The sequence below is a fragment of the Amycolatopsis sp. NPDC043885 genome (genome assembly GCF_056435685.1).
This window is the reverse complement of sequence record NZ_JBWKEA010000001.1, coordinates 906184-921634: the sequence shown is the minus strand read 5'-3', so window position 1 is coordinate 921634 and position 15451 is coordinate 906184. Positions and strand designations below refer to the sequence as shown.

Genomic DNA, 15451 nt, shown 5'->3' with positions numbered 1-15451 from the left:
GGGGGGTGTTTTTTTTGGGGGGGGGGGGGGGGGGTTGGGGGGGTGGGGGGGGGGGGGGGGGGGGGGGGGGGGGGTTTTGGGGGGGAAAACCCAAAACCCCCCCCCACGACCCCCTCGTGACATCGTCCATCTGGGCATCACTCGGACATCGAGTCAGCGAAAAGTGTCCTTGGTGGACACTCGGGGGCGCGGTCGGCTCCTGTCGGCCAGTCCAGAATCACGGCCGCGAAGGCCGCCTCTGCCTTGAGCCAGTGAAGGGGTCCTTCGTCGCAGAGGCTCGGTCACGCCACATTCGCCCTTTCCCTCAATAGAACCGTCCTGCTCACTCACGACCACCATCAAAACCGTACATATAGGCATCAAACGGACATTCTTCTGGGATTTGGAGTCCTTTGTGGACATCGTCTGTCAGGAGGTCCGGTTCGAATCGCCAAGAGCGACACTGGCCGGCGTTCATGCGACTTCGCCGGGATCCTGACCTTCAGAGTGGGGAAGGAGGCCCTCAGAACCGGAACCGCAGGATCCGCCCCATCTTCTTGAACGCCGGGAACAGCCCCGCGAACCACAGCTGCGCCCGCATCGACGGCGAAATCCGCGCCTTCACTTCGGGCGTCGCGTAATCCGTCGAGTCGAGCTTCGAGACCAGCGTCAAGCCGAGCCGTTCCAGTTCGGAGATCTCGTCGATGCCCCAGTACAGCGTCGCCTTGGCCTTGCGGACCACCGGATTCAGCTTCTGCAGCTTGATCCCCAGCCTGCTGAAGATGTCGAAGACCATTTCGCCGCCCTGCGGGAAACGCGCGATCAGCCGCCGCAGCAGTTCCTCGCCTTCGGACGGCCTTAGGTACATCGTCAGCCCCTCCGCGATCACCAGACCGGGTTTGTCCGACGGGATCTCGTCGAGCCAGCCGAAGTCCGTCACGGACGAGCCGATGGTCCGGTAGCCGTCCCGCGCGGGGTAGATCCGGGCGCGCAGATCGACGACCTCCGGGTAGTCGACGTCGAACCACCGCACCGAAGGCGGCGGGTCGACGCGGTACACGCGGCTGTCCATCCCACAGCCGAGCTGGACGACGGTCGCGTCCGGGTGCTCCCGCAGGAACGCCGCCGCCCAGTCGTCCATCGGCTTGGCCCGCATCGCGACGGTCAAGCCCATGTCGGCGTTCACGCCCAGGGAAGCGAAGTCGTAGTCGATCTGCTTGACGGCCTCGTCGGCGGCTTTGTCGCCGAGGATCGGCCGGTCGCTGCGGGCGTCGAGTGCCCGGCCGTACAGCGTGGCGAGCATCGTCGCCTTCTCTTCGGTGAACCGGACCTTCTCCACCGCACACCCCCGTCAGAAGTTTCACAATCTTCTGAAAACTCTACTCGCGCGGATCCGCGAACGCCATCAAGGAAGCGTCAATCCCGGGTCGTGTAGTCGTGGACGTAGGTCTTGGCGTCGAGCAGATGCCGCAGGGTGATCTCCCGCGCGGCCGCCGCGTCCGAACCGCGGATCGCCTCGAGGATCGCGCGATGCTCGTCGACGGCCTTCCGGATCTGCCCGGGAAGCCGCAACGCCGCCCGCCGCTCCTCGCCGACCAGCGACAGCACCGAACGCAGCAGGTCGGTGACGTCGTCGTTGCCGGCGTTCTCCGCGATCACCCGGTGGAATTCGGCGTCGGCCGCGATCACGCGCAGCATGTCGCCGTCGGCCGCGGCCCGGTCCATCTCGTCGACGGTGCCCTCCAGCCGCTCGAGCACCCGTGGCGTGTGGTCGAGCGCGAGCCGCTCGGCCAGCGTCGGCTCGACGGTGGTCCGCAGGTCGAACAGCTTCTCGACCAGGTGCTCGTGCTCGGAGAACCAGCCGCGCAGGGGTCGCTCGTCGAGCTTCTCGCGAACGTACGTGCCCGACCCCGGCCGCACCTGCACGTAACCGATGGAATCCAGCACCCGCAACGCCTGCCGCAGCGAACCGCGGCTGATGCCGAGCTGTTCGCAGAGCGCCCGTTCGGCGGGCAGTCTCGATCCGGCGGGGAGCCTGCCCGAGTCGATCATCGCGCGCAGATGGTCGACCGTCGCACTCCACACCTGTTCGCGCTCGTCGCCCGCCACGGTGCCATCCTCGCAGGTTCGGCGGAACGCCAGGAATTGTCGGTGCGGGGTGTCATCATCCGAAGATGACTGGGGTGGCAGGGCTGATCAAGGCATGGGTGCACGGCTGGGCGCTTTCGCGCGGCGTCGGGGTCCCGGTTGCCGAACCGGACGGCTACCGGCTCGACGTCGGGCGTCCCGGGCACCGCGTGAGATACGTGCTGGCGGACGCCGGATCGGTCGCGCGCCGGGCGCGTTCGCTGACAGAGCCCGGAACATGGCTGAAGGTGAGTGGTTCGCGGGACGAGGTGGCGAAGACGGTGCCGCCGGAATGGGAGGTCGGCCCGCCGGAGTACCTGATGAGCGCCCCGATAGCGCTGCGGCCGGTGATGGCCGCGCCCGAGCCGTACCGGGCGGAGCTGGTCGGCGATGGCGTGGTCACCGACGTGGTGGTGCGCGCGCCGGACGGCTCATGCGCGGCAACCGGCCGGGTCGCGATAGCCGGCGGCACGGCGGTGATCGATCAGGTCGTGACGGAGCCCGAGCACCAGCGGCGAGGGCTGGGCAGGTTCGTCATGCGCCGGCTCGACGAGGTGGCGGTCGCCGCCGGGGCGGAGCGAGCGGTCCTGGTCGCCACGGAGGAGGGCCGCGCGTTGTACCTGACGCTCGGCTGGACGGTCGACGCGGAGATCACCGCGGCTCATCTACCGGAGGAGAACTGAATGCCGGCGGTGTTCGAGGACATCTGCCTCGACGCGAACGACCACCAGTTCCTCGCCGACTGGTGGTGCGCCGCGATGGGGTACGTCCGCCGCGACCAGCGGCCGGTGGAGTGGCCGGTGGCGATCGAGGATCCGGCCGGTCGCGGCCCGCTGATCTGGATCAACCCGGTGCCCGAGGCGAAGACCGTGAAGAACCGCATGCATATCGACGTCTTCGGCTCCGCGGCCGAGCTGGTCGCCGCCGGGGCGAAGCTCGTGCGCGCCAAGGGCGGAGACGTCGAGTGGGACGTTCTCGAGGACCCCGAGGGCAACGAGTTCTGCGTCTTCGCACCGAACGAGACATAACGGGCTCGTTGAATGTTCGACTAGACACATCCGGAGCGCGAAAGGAGGTAACGGTGCTTAGGGTGCGGACGTGAGCGCTTTATGACGTGGTGGCACGCGGTAGTGATCTTCGTCGCGGGGCTCTGGGCGGGCACCATCAACACGGTCGTCGGTTCGGGCACGCTGGTGACCTTCCCGGTTCTGGTCGCCCTCGGCTACTCGCCGCTGACGGCGACGACGTCCAACGCGATCGGCCTCGCCCCCGGCACGGTCAGCGGGGCGATCGGCTACCGGGAGGAGCTCAAGGGCTACTGGCCCCAGGTCGCCAAACTCGCCGTGGCGTCGTTCCTCGGCGCGATCTGCGGGACGATCCTGCTGCTCTCGCTGCCGAAGGACGCTTTCGAGACCGTCGTCCCCGCGCTGGTCGGCCTCGCGGTGGTGCTCGTGATCGTCCAGCCGCGAGTGGCCGCCTGGGTCGCGAAGCGCCGCGAGGAGAACGGGACGGTCCACAAGATCGGGCCGCTCCTGCTGTTCCTGATCTTCCTGATCGGCATCTACGGCGGATACTTCACGGCCGCGCAGGGCGTGATGATGATGGCCGTGATGGGGATGCTGATGTCGGAGTCGCTGCAGCGGCTCAACGGCGTCAAGAACGCCCTGTCGGCGGTCGTGAACATCGTCGCGGGCGCGATCTACGCCTTCATCGCGCCGGTCAGCTGGCCCGTGGTCGCGCTGCTCGCGGTCGGGTCGACGATCGGCGGCCAGATCGGCGCGAAGATCGGCCGCAAGCTCTCGCCGAAGGTGCTGCGCGGCGTGATCGTCGTGATCGGCCTCGCCGCGATGGTGCAGCTGCTCCTCAAATAGGACCGGCCCGATGCGCGTGCCGACTCGTCCGCGGTGCGGGGTTCCCTTGCCTTGCCCTCAAAGAGGAACGGCCCGCGCTCCGTGGACGAAGCGCGGGCCGGCCGAAAGTGTGCTCAGCGCGGGAAATCCCCGGCCGCTTCGAGGAAGAGGTCGTTCTCTTCAGGTGTCCCGATGGTCACTCGCGCGCCTTCGCCCGCGAAGGGACGCACGATCAGCTTGCGCTCCAGTGCGTGCTCCGCGAACTCGGTCGTCCGCTCGCCCAGCGGCAGCCAGACGAAGTTCGCCTGCGTCTCCGGCACCTCGTAACCCTTGGCCACCAAGGCATCCCGGACACGCGTGCGCTCCGAGACGATCTCCTTGCAGCGTTCCAGCAGCTCGTCGGCCGCGTCGAGCGAGGCGATGGCCGCCGCCTGGGCGATCATGTTCACCGAGAACGCGACGTAGACCTGCTTCAGCGCGACGGTGATCGCTTCCGGGGCCACCGCGTAACCCACGCGAAGACCGGCGAGGCCGTACGCCTTCGAGAAAGTCCGCAGTACCGCGACGTTGTCCCTGCCGCGCGCGAGTTCGACGCCGTCCGGCACCTCGGCGTCGGTCACGAACTCCTTGTACGCCTCGTCGAGCACGACGAGCACACCCGAGGGCACAGCGTCGAGGAAGCGCTCCAGTTCCGCCCGCCGCACGACCGTCCCGGTCGGGTTGTTGGGGTTGCACACGAAGACCAGCCGCGTCTTGGGCGTGATCGCGGCCAGCATCGCGTCCAGGTCCAGCCCGTGCCCGGCGGTCAGCGGCACCTTCACGCTGACGGCGTTCGCCACCTGCGTGACGATCGGGTACGCCTCGAACGAACGCCACGGGAAGACGACCTCGTCGCCAGGGCCGCACAGGGCCTGGATCATTTGCTGGCAAAGGGAAACCGAACCGCAGCCGACGGCGATCCGCTCGACCGGCTCGCCCAGTTCGCGGGCCAGCCGCTCGACGAGCGCGGAAGCGGTGATGTCCGGGTACCGGTTGATGCCCTGCGCCGTCTCGGCTATGGCCTGCGCCACACTCGGCAGCGGCCCACCGGGAACCTCGTTACTCGCCAGCTTGATCGCGCCCTGGATTGTCCGGCCAGGGACGTACTTCGGCAACGATTCGAGATCCGCACGCGGCGAAACAGGTGACATCTTCGGCGCTCCTACGTCTGGGGGACGGCTCCGACACCGTATCCTCCCGCGCGAGCGCAAGCTCCGAATATTTACCTAAGAGTGGTCTGATGGAGGAATGACCCTGACGACCACCGTGGAACACCAGCACGCCAACGGCCGCACGCTGCGCCTGACCTTCGCCGAACCGGACGGTGTCGTCCGCGGCGGGCTCGTGGTGCTGCACGAGGAGGCCGATGAGGTCGAAGAGGGTCTGGGCCTGCTCCTGGCCGGTCTCGCCGGCGAAGGCTGGCTCACCGTCACCCCGCATCTCGACCGGGACGACCTCACGCAGCAGGACCTGCTCGAAGCCACCGACGCGACGCTCTCCTGGCTCGCCGAGCGCGGTGTCCAGGCGGATCTCGTCGGTGTGGTCGGTTTCGACCTCGGCGGGACGGCCGCGCTGGTCGTGGCGTCGAACCGCAGGCTGGGCGCGGCGGTCAGCGTCGGCGGGCAGGGCGTCACCGGGCTGCCGGTCCTGGTCGAGATCGCGGGACGGCTCACCAGCCCTTGGCTCGGCATGTACGGCGACGCGGGCGACGAGGCCGGAGGCGCCGAAGTCGAGCAACTTCGCGAAGCGGCGGCGACGGCGAACGTCGCGACGAACGTCGTCCACTACCCGGGCGCCAACCACCGTTTCGACGCCGACCCGGACGCGGCCGCGGAGGCCTGGCAGCGCACGCTGAATTGGTTCGACGCTCACCTGCGGTGACTCCGTTCGCGCTAGCATTCCCCTTCAGATGTGACAGGGGAGGGGTCCGATGGCACAGTCACCCGAGACGCGCGTGACGGCGCAAGCCGCCTTCGGCGCTTCGGCGCCCGCCTTGGCGCCGCTGGCGAGCAAGGTCCGGGCCGCCAAGACCGATGCCAAGAAGGGGACCGTCAAGGTCACCGAGGACGCCGCCAAGAAGCTCATCGACGCACTGGTGAAGGCACGTCAGGAGCTCGACGCCCTGATCAAAGGCTCGACGGAGTTCAAAGCGCCCTTGAAACTGGGCGACAACTTCGTCGGGCACACGATGAGCGAACGTTTCCAGGGCGCCGCGACCAAGGGGACCGAAGCGGCCGTGCCCGTCCTCACGGACTTCGCCGGTGTCCTCGAAGACTTCCAGCTCACCGTGAAGGCGGCGCGGAAGCTGTACGTCGCCGTGGACGAGGAGGGGCAGGAACGCATCGAGCGGATCGCCCGCCGGTTCGACATGGAGGACGTCGTCGACCACGAGCGGAAGGATGAGCGCTGATGCGGATCCTGCCGATGCCGTGGCCGCCGCGCGAGCCCGACCCGGAACCCGGTCCCGACAGCCTCTACGCCGACATCGACTACCTGACCATCCCGCACCGGGAGCTCTACGAGATGGTCCACAACGAGCTGGACCTCGCGAGCGCGGAAGCCGCCGCCGGGCAGTGGGCGACCATCGGGGTGGTCCTCGACAGGATCGGTTCGGAGCTGAGGGCGGCCATCGTCGCGACCGCCGACGGCTGGACGGGCGAGGGTGCCGAGAGGGCGCGTGACGTCGCGATCAAGCTCGTCGACTGGGCGAGTGAGACGAGCCTGCGCGCGGACAACGTCGCGAACTGCGTGCGCCGCCAGGCGGATATCGCCGAAACCGCGCGGCGCACGATGCCCGAGCCGCCGGGATACGCCCCGCGGCCCAAGCCGCCGGAGGTGCCGAAACGCCGTCCTGTCCCGGTTTCGGATCCGGATTCGACGCAGGCCATGTCGGCTTCGCCGCCGTCGGAAGGCGGTTTCGCCGAAGCCGGCCGGATCGTCGCCGAACCCACCGACGAGAACGCGCAGGACCTGCACCGTCAGGCCGCCGACGTGATGACACGGATGCAGCGGAGCTCCGGCGAGGTCTACGAGAACGTCCCGCAGTTCGTCTCGTACGGCGAACAGCCGAAGATCCTTGAGAAACCCGAGGAACCGAAGCCGGATCCCGAGCCGAAGCCGGAGACGCCGCCGGACGACTCCACGCGCAGCAGCGGCGTCGACGACGCCGGCCCGATCCAGGTGCGGGAGCCGGTCGTCGAGGCGCCGCGTCAGCCCGGCGCGAGCAGCGGTGCCGTCGTGCCGCCGCCCGGCGTCGCGGGCACGACCCAGGATCTCGGGCAGGGCAGCCGCTCGGGTGTCAGCGGGTTCGGCCCGTCGGGGCAGCAGCCCGGTCAGGTCGCCGGGACCAGGGCCGCGGCCGCGGGGAGCGGCGGCGTCGGCGGGATGCCGATGGGGATGATGCCGCCGCAAGGGCAGCAGGACGGTGAAAGCCGCAAGTCCCCGGGCTATCTCGTCGAGGATTCCGACGTCTGGGGTCTCAGCGGGCACGTGACCCCGCCGGTCATCGGCGAAGACCCGAGGACCGACCGCTGATGGACTGGATCCGGTTGCACGTCGGCGAGCTGTTCCTTCTCTGGTCGGCGCACGGCCGCGACGAACTGCCCGCAGTGCTGGAGGTCCCGCACGTCGGGCGGACACCGGAGTTCCGGGCGGAACTGGTGGCCACGGCGAGCGCGACGCTGTCCGAACGCGGACTCGGCACGGTCGACTCGCCCGCGCCCGAGCTGGTGCGGCTGCTGCACACCGTCGCGAACAGCGAACTCACGCTGGACCTGCGGCTCGACGGCGACCCGGCGTACCGGGCCGTCGGCTGCGTGTCCGACCGCGGCGCGGTCGCGATCGGCGTTTCGGGCACCGACGTCGAGCTGTCCGAGCTGCGGGAGCCGCTCGTCGCCGCGACCCTGCTGCAGGCACTGCCGCCGTGCGAGCAGGGACGGGGCCTCTCGGTCAACCTGCGTGTCGACGACTACACGGCCGCGTGCGAGGCGGGGGAGCGCGGCGGGCAGCCGGCGTTCTCCGACGTCCTGCGCGACGCCGGGCTGCGGGAACCCGAGGTCATCGTGCTGGTCAGGATCGCGACGCGGCGGATCGGCGGCGGGCGGCTCGGGGCGGCCAGGAAGTCGTGGGAAGGCCGCTGGGTGCGCGGCGAAGGGGCGTTGACCTGGGTGGACACCCCCGACGGCCGCTACGGGCTTCGCCGCGATCGAGGGTGGCTGACCGTCACCCCGCTCGACGCGTCGCGGCTGAAGTCGATGGCGTACGAGCTGTTCACGGGGGCTCGCCAGAGCGGTTAACGAGGGTTAACATCGCGGGGTGACGCACACCGCCGACGCCCCAGAAGTGCTCTGGCGCCCTGAGCCGAGCCGCCTGCCCGACACCAAGATCGACGCGTTCCGCCAGTGGCTGCGCACCGAACGCGGCGTGGAGGTCGACGACTACAACGCGTTGTGGGAGTTCTCCGTCCAGCGCGTACCGGAGTTCTGGTCCGCCGTCGCCGACTTCCTCGGCGTGCGCTGGCACGACGAGCCCGGTGAGGTGCTCACCGGCGGGATGCCGGACGCGCGCTGGTTCGAGGGCGGCACGCTGAACTACGCCGAGCACTCGCTCATGCCCGGTGTCGCGGGCGCCGCGAAGGCCGACGACGAGGTCGCCGTGATCTTCCACCGCGAAGACGGCCTCTCGTCGCAGCTGACGTACGGCGCTCTGCGGTCCGCCGTCGCCTCCGCGCGGGAAGGGCTGCGCAAGCTGGGAGTGTCCAAAGGGGACAGGGTCGTCGCGCTCGCGCCGAACTGCCCGCAGACGCTGATCGCCTTCCTCGCCACCGCGAGCCTCGGCGCGATCTGGTCGTCGTGCTCGCCGGACTTCGGCGTCCGCGCGATCACCGACCGCTTCGCGCAGATCGAGCCGAAGGTGCTGATCGCGGTCAACGGCTACGTCTACAATGGACGGTGGTTCGACAGCAGGTCGACGGTGAACGCCCTGCGGGACGAGATCTCCACGCTCGAAGCGACCGTGCTCGTCGACTACGCCGGCGGCCGCCTCGACGGCACGCTCGACTGGGACCGGCTGCTCGCCGACAACGACGGCGCGGAGCTGGCGTTCGAGCCCGTCGACTTCGCCCACCCGCTGTGGGTGCTGTACTCCTCGGGGACCACCGGACTGCCGAAGGGCATCGTCCACGGACACGGCGGGATCACCCTCGAACACCTCAAAGCCCTTGCGCTGCAAAGCGATCTCGGTCCTGGCGATCGGTTCTTCTGGTTCACCACCACCGGCTGGATGATGTGGAACTTCCTCATCTCCGGGCTGCTGACCGGCACCACGATCGTGCTGTTCGACGGCAGCCCGGGCCATCCCGACCTGAACGTGTTGTGGCACTTGGCCGAGCAGCACCGCGTCACCTACTTCGGGACATCGGCGCCGTACATCCAGAGCTGCCTGAAGGCCGGCATCAAACCGTCCGAGCGGTACGACCTCACCGCGTTGCGCGCCTTGGGATCCACCGGCGCACCGCTCAGCGTCGAGGGCTTCCGGTGGATCGTCGACGAGGTCGGCAAACGTGTCCAGATCTGCTCGGTGTCCGGCGGCACGGATCTGTGCGCGGCGTTCGTCGCGTCCGCCCCGGACGTCCCGGTCTGGCTGGGCGAACTCTCGGTCCGCGCGCTCGGCGCCGCCGTCGCCGCGTTCGACGAGGCCGGGAAGCCCGTGGTGGAGACGGTCGGCGAACTGGTGATCACCGAGCCGATGCCGTCGATGCCGGTCTTCTTCTGGAACGACCCGGACGGCTCGCGGCTGCGCGAGGCGTACTTCGAGATGTACCCCGCGATCTGGCGGCACGGCGACTGGATCCGGATCACCGGCCGCGGCTCCGCCGTCATCTACGGGCGCAGCGACTCGACGTTGAACCGCGGCGGCGTCCGGATGGGCACGGCCGAGTTCTACCGCGTCGTGGAGTCGTTCGACCAGGTCGCGGACTCGCTGGTGATCGACACGTCGGCGGCGGGCAACGAGGATGGGCAGCTGCTGTGTTTCCTCGTGCTGACCGAGGGCGCGTCGCTCGACGGGGTCGAGCCCGCCCTGCGCAAGGAACTGCGCGGGGCCCTCTCGCCGCGGCACGTGCCCGACCGGTTCGTCCAGGTGAGTGAGGTGCCCCGGACGCTCAACGGCAAGAAATGCGAGGTCCCGGTCAAGAAGATCCTTTCGGGTGTTTCACCTGACCGCGCCGTCAGCCGGGATGCCCTGCTGAACCCCGACGCCCTTGTACCGTTCGTGGAGCTGGCGAGGAGCTGAACGCAGGGGCGGAACTTGGCGGGCGCTTGGCGGGTGGCGGGGGCCACCTCGGTGGCGGTGATCACCTGGGTGACGCGGCTGGCCGGACTGCTGGCCCTGGTCTCGGTGCTGGTCCCGGCCGGGCGCACCCTGCGCGGACGCGTCGTCGAATGGCTGGAACTGCCGCACGAGGCCACGGTCGGCGCGGCGACGGTCGTGCTGGTGACCGGTGTACTGCTGATGCTGCTCGCCACCGGTCTCAAGCGGCGCAAGCGCCCGGCCTGGCAGCCGGCGGTCGCCACCGCCGTGCTGCTGATCGCCCTGATCGCGACGCGGCGCCACTTCATCGCGCTGCCCGATCCGGTCATCGGCCGGTGGCGCGCGGTCCGGGTCTTCCTGCAACTGACGGTCGCCGGGGTCGCGATCAACTTCGTGCTGCTTTCGGTCGCGCCGATCGCCGCGGATTTCGGCGACCGGCTGGCGCAGTCGACACTGGCCCTGATCGGCGTGAGCGGTCCGGTGGTGTTCCCCGCGCTGTGGCTGGAAGACCTGTCGGCCGCCGTCGGCCTGCTGTTCGGGATCGGCGCGGTGCTGCCGGCGGCGTACTTCCTGCTCCGCTCGGCCGAACCCGCGCCGAAGCTGACCGACGACGAGGTCGAACGGCTCCGCGGGCTGCTGGGGGAGCGGGACTCGCTGGGGTACTTCGCCCTGCGCCGGGACAAGTTCGTGGTCTTCTCGAAGTCGGGGAAGGCCGCGGTGACCTATCGGGTGATCGCCGGCGTCGCGCTGTGCTCGGCGCGATCGAGGAGTACCTGGACGTCTGCCGGCGGTACGCCTGGACCCCGGCGGCCATGGGCTGCTCGGAACTGGGCGCGACCGTCTGGGCACGCTTCGGGCTCTAGGTGCTGGAGATCGGCGACGAGGCCGTCGTCGACACCGAGACCTTCACCCTCGAAGGCCGCGTCATGCGCGGAGTCCGCCAAGCCGTCTCGCGCACGAAGCGCGCCGGCTACACCGCGCGCATCCGGAAAGCCGAAGACCTGCCTCTCGCCGAGCTCGATGAAACTCCGCACTCTCGCCGCCACCTGGCGCGGCACCGATACCGAACGTGGCTTCTCGATGGCGCTCGGCCGTATCGGCGACCCAGGTTCGATCCTGGTGACCGCCGAACACGAAGGACGGATGCGCGGAGTCCTCCAGTTCGTCCCCTGGGGCGAGAAGGGCCCCTCCCTGGACGTCATGCGCCGCGACCGGCGTCAACGAACTGATGATCTCCGAACTCCTCCTGACGACCCCGGCCCAGCACGTCTCGCTGAACTTCGCCGCCTTCCGGGCCGTCCTGGAACAAGGGCAGCGCATCGGCGCCGGACCCGTCGCCCGCCTGTCCGCCCGGACACTGCGATTCTTCTCACGCTGGATCCAGATCGAGACCCTCTACCGCTTCAACGCGAAGTTCCAGCCCCGCTGGGTCCCGCGCTACCTCGCCTACCCCGCGGCCCGCGACCTCCCCCGAGTCGGCGTCGCCGTCTTCGAAGCCGAAGGACTCGGCGGTCGCCCATATCGCCTGCTCAGAGCCCTGCAACGCGTCTAAGGGGGGTGCCTTCCAAGGGGGTACGCGGGGTGTGTAACCTATTTGAGCAGTGGTCGTTGGGCCTGGGAGGCTTCGCCTAGTCTGGTCTATGGCGCCGCACTGCTAATGCGGTTGGGGGTAACCCCCCCTCCCGGGTTCAAATCCCGGAGCCTCCGCTGGTACCTGTTCCGGCAGGTGCTAGATTGATAACTGAACAAGCGCCCGTAGCTCAGCTGGATAGAGCATCTGACTACGGATCAGAAGGTCAGGGGTTCGAATCCCTTCGGGCGCACGTCTGGTTGAGACAGCACTAAGGCCCTCCCGTTCGCGGGAGGGCCTTTTTGTCTGTCCGTTGTGGACCGTTACTGGTCGGCACTGTGATGTAGTTCGGCAGCCCTGACGCGAAAGCGGCGCTTGATAGCGGCTCGGTTTGCCCCTCGGGTTTTCGCCGCGTGGCAGTTAGGGCAGAGCGCGATCATGACTGACGGGTGGTCAAGCCCGTTGAGTGCGAGATCGTCTACGTGGTCCACCTCAAGGATCGACACCCCGCCAGGTGCGGTGTCGAAGGGCATGCCTGTGCACTTGTCGTTCTCGCAGTCGCCGTCCGCGCGGACGAGCACCGCATCGCGTACGGCGCGACTGCGGGGATAGACATTGCGGGTTCCCTTGGACGGCGTGCGTCCCTCGCGACCATCCTTCGATGACTTATCGATAAGGCGGAGATAGTCCCGGTAGGTCGTCCTTCGCTGGCTGCTCGTGGCGTTCTTAGCTGGGGGCAGCGGTGGCGGTACGTCTTTGATGTCTTGGTCGTCGATGAGCTTGCGTACACGAGCTGGCCAAGTGTCTAGCTCGGGACCGGGGACTGCCATCACCTGGAACGCGTACTCGAGACGGAGTTGTTTGTTGTCGTCAGGTGACCACACCTGCGCTCGGCTAAGGATTGCTACCCAGGTAGTGAACTTGAAGGTGCCGCCAGCCGGTCGGTACCAGTACCGCACCGCCTCAAGATTCCTACGAGCGGTATCGAGTGCCTTGTTCCCATGTGACAGCTTCTGGTTGCCGTTGCGTCCCTCGCCGCGATACTCAAAGGGGTTCACCGCGTCTGGTGGTTCATCGGCGTATGGCCCCTCTTCGTCCGAGAAGATGTTGATGACGCTGTCGCCAGAAAAACTGGTGATCCCAGCAACCCCGTTGCCGCCAAAAATCTTCCGGATGGCAGTTCGGTTGGGGTACTCCGCTCCAAGACGTGGTGGCCATAACTGGGCAGTTGTGGAGCTTGTGTAGCCAAGTCGGCGGAGGCTACGTGCTGTGGCTTCTTCGGTGAGATCGGAGGCAGGAAGGTTGTCGCGGTCTGGGTGCTGAACGTTGTAGGCGAGACTGACGACTTTCTGGGCGTGGTAGTACTTGCCGTCGAGTTCGAGGACTAGCGCGCGGGAGAGCCTGGACTCGGGTGCTCCCAGGTCGATGACATCGCACTGCTGTGCTGCCTTGAGTACCGCGTCGCGACTCGTGAGCTCCTTCAAGGACACCTAGATACCCCCATTCGAACGTACGTCCGAATGTAGCGCAAGGACTTGCGGCGGTGGAACTCTTTTGTCACGTACGCAACCGTGTCGCCAGAAAGGTCGCTCTGTGGTGGAGGGTCACCCGGGAGTCGAACCCGGAGTCCAACGGCTTTGCAGGCCGCCGCACGACCGTCGTGAAGTGGGCCAAGCTGGAGTGACCGACCGGACTTGCACCGGCTAATGCCCGGAGCCACAATCCGGAGCCTCGTCTCCTTCGGCTTCGGTCTCCGTGCCCCCGGCAGGAGTCGAACCTGCGTTCCCGGCTTCGGACGCCGGCGTCGTATCCGTTGGACCACGGGGGCTTGCGGAGGATGCAGGATTCGAACTGCGCGACGCTCTCGCGCCGACCGCCGTTTCAAGACGGCTGCCTTACCGGGCTCGGCCAATCCTCCAAGCCGGCGAATCCCCCTCGGACACGCCGACCAGTGCCCGTGCCAGGACTCGAACCTGGGACCTCCGCATTCGTAGTGCGGCGCTCTATCCAACTGAGCTACACGGGCGAAGTGAAGACGTAGACACGCCTCCACCGGCGCTCGGCCTGGCAGCCTCATTCGGCGACGGGGACGAGCTTGGAAAAAAGTCTTCGGTTATCAAGGTTCGCGCTGCAATCGGCAGCGTCGAGCATCAGCGGAGGGAATCGAACCCCCTGGCGACGGTTTTGGAGACCGTGCCGCTTCCTAAGCTCGCCGATAAAGAAATTCATGGGCACGCAAAAAGAGAAGCCGCCCAGGTCGGTTTCCCGACGGGCGGCTCCCCGACATGACGAACACTATGGCGTCATGATGGGGAGCCTTCGCAGGCCTGAATCCACTGGCTAGGCCACGACGAGGATCGTCGGCCATGGGGTGACGGACACGCGGCGGCGAGCGCAATGGCCGAATGCCGGCGCTGCGCCTTTCGCTCGTACATGTTCGTCATGGCTGCTCCTCTGGCTGTTTGAGTGCACTTACCTTGACTCAAGGATCGCTGCAGCGCAACGCCTTTGTGGCGGTGGAGCCTGAGCTATGGGCAGCTAGTCGTCGGGAGGACCGTCGAACGAAACCTCGAACAGGTGCTGCTCAGGCCTCTCTGCGGTCAGCCACAGCGGGAAGTGAACTTCGTAGTTCGCGTGGGGATCTACACCCTTCAACCAGAACAGTGGAAGCTTCAGTTCCATCGCCGTCCGCAGAGCGACATTATCGGAGTGGAGTGGATCTTTTCCTCGATACTTGTAGCGAAGAATACGGCCACTTCCGTCGAGTTCATCCTCGTACGGGCGTTCCTCACTGGGGCGCCTGTACACTGTTTTGATTGACAAGGCGCTGCCGAGCTTTGCCGGCTTGTGAATTCCGGACTGGGGATTGAGGACCGGGATGCGAGTGCCGTCGAAGATGAAGTTGGTCAGCTGCGCGAACGGGATCGGGCCGCCGTTCTGTGCGGTCAAGTCTTCGAGCCAGTCGAAGACTGCTTTGCGGACTGATCGTTCGTACTTGAGAGGAACCTCTCGGTTCTTGCTTCGCGGCGCTCGGGGCAGCTTCGTGGTGGTGGCCGTCGTCGGCGCTTCACGCTTCAGTGCGGCAGAACGCAAAAACACGGGTGGCACCAATCTGACGGCACTCCGAAGCCGATCGACGTAGTTGTGAGGGAAGTACTCGTAGAGCACATCGGCGGCTGAGAAGACGCCACGAGGTTCATCGAGCACATTCACCACTTCGTCGCGGAGACTGCCGCGTGCTCCATTGTCCCGTAGCCACTTCGCTGAGCGAGGGGTTTCGGCGATGGGCGAGCCGTCTGCGGTGAGCGGAGTCCACAGCGTTCGTTCGAGTGCCCAGAAGGGTTCCGCTGCGGAGACCTTGCGAAGGCTGAACTGATCAATCAGGTCGTTGAGGGGAGCCTCCGCGGCTTCGAACGTCGTGGCCGAGGAGCGCTCATCGAGGTACCGACCGAAGAGCCAGAGCAGCAACAAGGGCTTGTGCAGTGCATGCTGGCCTCTGACCTCCTCGGTCTGAAGCTGACGAAGCTGCTCGTGCAGGCCGTTCTCGTCCACAACCACCCCTCCGTGTGACGCAGGC

General features: G+C 67.5%; 13 protein-coding genes, 6 tRNA genes and 1 pseudogene. 11 read left to right on the top strand and 9 right to left on the bottom strand.

What is annotated here, in order from left to right; all coding sequences use genetic code 11:
- Window positions 1–502: 502 nt before the first annotated feature.
- A complete protein-coding gene (locus AC069I_RS04665) occupies window positions 503–1318 on the bottom strand; it encodes a class I SAM-dependent methyltransferase (RefSeq protein WP_478264858.1) in 816 nt (271 codons plus the stop codon).
- A 77-nt stretch (window positions 1319–1395) separates the two neighbouring features.
- Window positions 1396–2088 carry a FadR/GntR family transcriptional regulator gene (locus AC069I_RS04660; RefSeq protein ID WP_478223688.1) on the bottom strand — a complete coding sequence of 231 codons (693 nt, stop codon included), beginning with the start codon at window positions 2086–2088 and terminating at the stop codon, window positions 1396–1398.
- A gap of 74 nt (window positions 2089–2162) precedes the next feature.
- Here AC069I_RS04660 and AC069I_RS04655 point away from each other — a divergent pair, with 74 nt between their 5' ends.
- From AC069I_RS04655 to AC069I_RS04645, 3 genes are all read left to right on the top strand, one after another.
- Window positions 2163–2789: a GNAT family N-acetyltransferase gene (locus tag AC069I_RS04655; protein WP_478224429.1), complete on the top strand. Its 627-nt coding sequence runs from the start codon at window positions 2163–2165 to the stop codon at window positions 2787–2789.
- Window positions 2790–3134, top strand: coding sequence for a VOC family protein (locus tag AC069I_RS04650; RefSeq protein WP_478264857.1), 345 nt, complete (start codon window positions 2790–2792; stop codon window positions 3132–3134).
- A gap of 81 nt (window positions 3135–3215) precedes the next feature.
- Window positions 3216–3977 carry a sulfite exporter TauE/SafE family protein gene (locus AC069I_RS04645; RefSeq protein ID WP_125679063.1) on the top strand — a complete coding sequence of 254 codons (762 nt, stop codon included), beginning with the start codon at window positions 3216–3218 and terminating at the stop codon, window positions 3975–3977.
- A gap of 113 nt (window positions 3978–4090) precedes the next feature.
- Here the strand turns inward: AC069I_RS04645 and hisC are convergent, their stop codons facing one another.
- Entirely contained in the window at window positions 4091–5146 is a 1056-nt protein-coding gene (gene hisC / locus AC069I_RS04640) for a histidinol-phosphate transaminase (protein WP_340686694.1), read from the bottom strand.
- Between the two features lie 97 nt (window positions 5147–5243).
- Between hisC and AC069I_RS04635 the strand changes: the two genes are divergently transcribed.
- The 8 genes and pseudogenes from AC069I_RS04635 to AC069I_RS04600 all read left to right on the top strand — a co-directional run bounded on the left by AC069I_RS04635 (window position 5244) and on the right by AC069I_RS04600 (window position 12127).
- The gene (locus tag AC069I_RS04635; RefSeq protein ID WP_478223686.1) at window positions 5244–5876 is read left to right on the top strand and encodes a dienelactone hydrolase family protein; all 633 of its coding nucleotides are present in this window, start codon (window positions 5244–5246) and stop codon (window positions 5874–5876) included.
- Between the two features lie 49 nt (window positions 5877–5925).
- Complete coding sequence (locus tag AC069I_RS04630) at window positions 5926–6405, top strand: hypothetical protein (RefSeq protein ID WP_478264856.1); 480 nt, start codon at window positions 5926–5928, stop codon at window positions 6403–6405.
- A complete protein-coding gene (locus AC069I_RS04625; RefSeq protein ID WP_478264855.1) occupies window positions 6405–7529 on the top strand; it encodes a PPE domain-containing protein in 1125 nt (374 codons plus the stop codon). The genes AC069I_RS04630 and AC069I_RS04625 overlap by 1 nt, the downstream gene beginning before the upstream one ends.
- Window positions 7529–8290 carry an ESX secretion-associated protein EspG gene (locus AC069I_RS04620; RefSeq protein WP_478231239.1) on the top strand — a complete coding sequence of 254 codons (762 nt, stop codon included), beginning with the start codon at window positions 7529–7531 and terminating at the stop codon, window positions 8288–8290. Before AC069I_RS04625 ends, AC069I_RS04620 begins: the two co-directional genes overlap by 1 nt.
- Before the next feature lie 19 nt (window positions 8291–8309).
- A complete protein-coding gene (locus AC069I_RS04615) occupies window positions 8310–10286 on the top strand; it encodes an acetoacetate--CoA ligase (protein WP_478264854.1) in 1977 nt (658 codons plus the stop codon).
- Window positions 10287–10319: 33 nt separating this feature from the next.
- Window positions 10320–11856, top strand: a pseudogene (locus AC069I_RS04610) (phosphatidylglycerol lysyltransferase domain-containing protein).
- Between the two features lie 65 nt (window positions 11857–11921).
- Window positions 11922–12011 (top strand) — tRNA-Ser (locus AC069I_RS04605).
- A gap of 42 nt (window positions 12012–12053) precedes the next feature.
- A tRNA-Arg gene (locus AC069I_RS04600) sits at window positions 12054–12127 on the top strand.
- A gap of 70 nt (window positions 12128–12197) precedes the next feature.
- Here the strand turns inward: AC069I_RS04600 and AC069I_RS04595 are convergent.
- From AC069I_RS04595 to AC069I_RS04570, 6 genes are all read right to left on the bottom strand, one after another.
- Window positions 12198–13364, bottom strand: a complete 1167-nt coding sequence (locus tag AC069I_RS04595; protein ID WP_478264853.1) for an SRA domain-containing endonuclease — start codon at window positions 13362–13364, stop codon at window positions 12198–12200.
- A 266-nt stretch (window positions 13365–13630) separates the two neighbouring features.
- Window positions 13631–13702: transfer RNA gene (locus tag AC069I_RS04590), tRNA-Arg, on the bottom strand.
- Between the two features lie 3 nt (window positions 13703–13705).
- Window positions 13706–13792, bottom strand: a tRNA-OTHER gene (locus AC069I_RS04585).
- Between the two features lie 34 nt (window positions 13793–13826).
- Window positions 13827–13900, bottom strand: a tRNA-Arg gene (locus tag AC069I_RS04580).
- Between the two features lie 122 nt (window positions 13901–14022).
- Window positions 14023–14091, bottom strand: a tRNA-Trp gene (locus AC069I_RS04575).
- A gap of 321 nt (window positions 14092–14412) precedes the next feature.
- Window positions 14413–15426, bottom strand: a complete 1014-nt coding sequence (locus AC069I_RS04570; RefSeq protein ID WP_478264852.1) for a phosphorothioated DNA-binding restriction endonuclease family protein — start codon at window positions 15424–15426, stop codon at window positions 14413–14415.
- Window positions 15427–15451: the final 25 nt, after the last annotated feature.

Excerpts from the sequence above, each read along its gene's own strand:
- AC069I_RS04620 (WP_478231239.1), top strand. The coding sequence starts at position 7,529 with ATGGACTGGATCCGGTTGCACGTCGGCGAGCTGTTCCTTCTCTGGTCG.
- AC069I_RS04635 (WP_478223686.1), top strand. The coding sequence starts at position 5,244 with ATGACCCTGACGACCACCGTGGAACACCAGCACGCCAACGGCCGCACG.
- AC069I_RS04625 (WP_478264855.1), top strand. The coding sequence starts at position 6,405 with ATGCGGATCCTGCCGATGCCGTGGCCGCCGCGCGAGCCCGACCCGGAA.
- AC069I_RS04630 (WP_478264856.1), top strand. The coding sequence starts at position 5,926 with ATGGCACAGTCACCCGAGACGCGCGTGACGGCGCAAGCCGCCTTCGGC.
- AC069I_RS04650 (WP_478264857.1), top strand. The coding sequence starts at position 2,790 with ATGCCGGCGGTGTTCGAGGACATCTGCCTCGACGCGAACGACCACCAG.
- AC069I_RS04645 (WP_125679063.1), top strand. The coding sequence starts at position 3,216 with ATGACGTGGTGGCACGCGGTAGTGATCTTCGTCGCGGGGCTCTGGGCG.
- hisC (WP_340686694.1), bottom strand. The coding sequence starts at position 5,146 with ATGTCACCTGTTTCGCCGCGTGCGGATCTCGAATCGTTGCCGAAGTAC.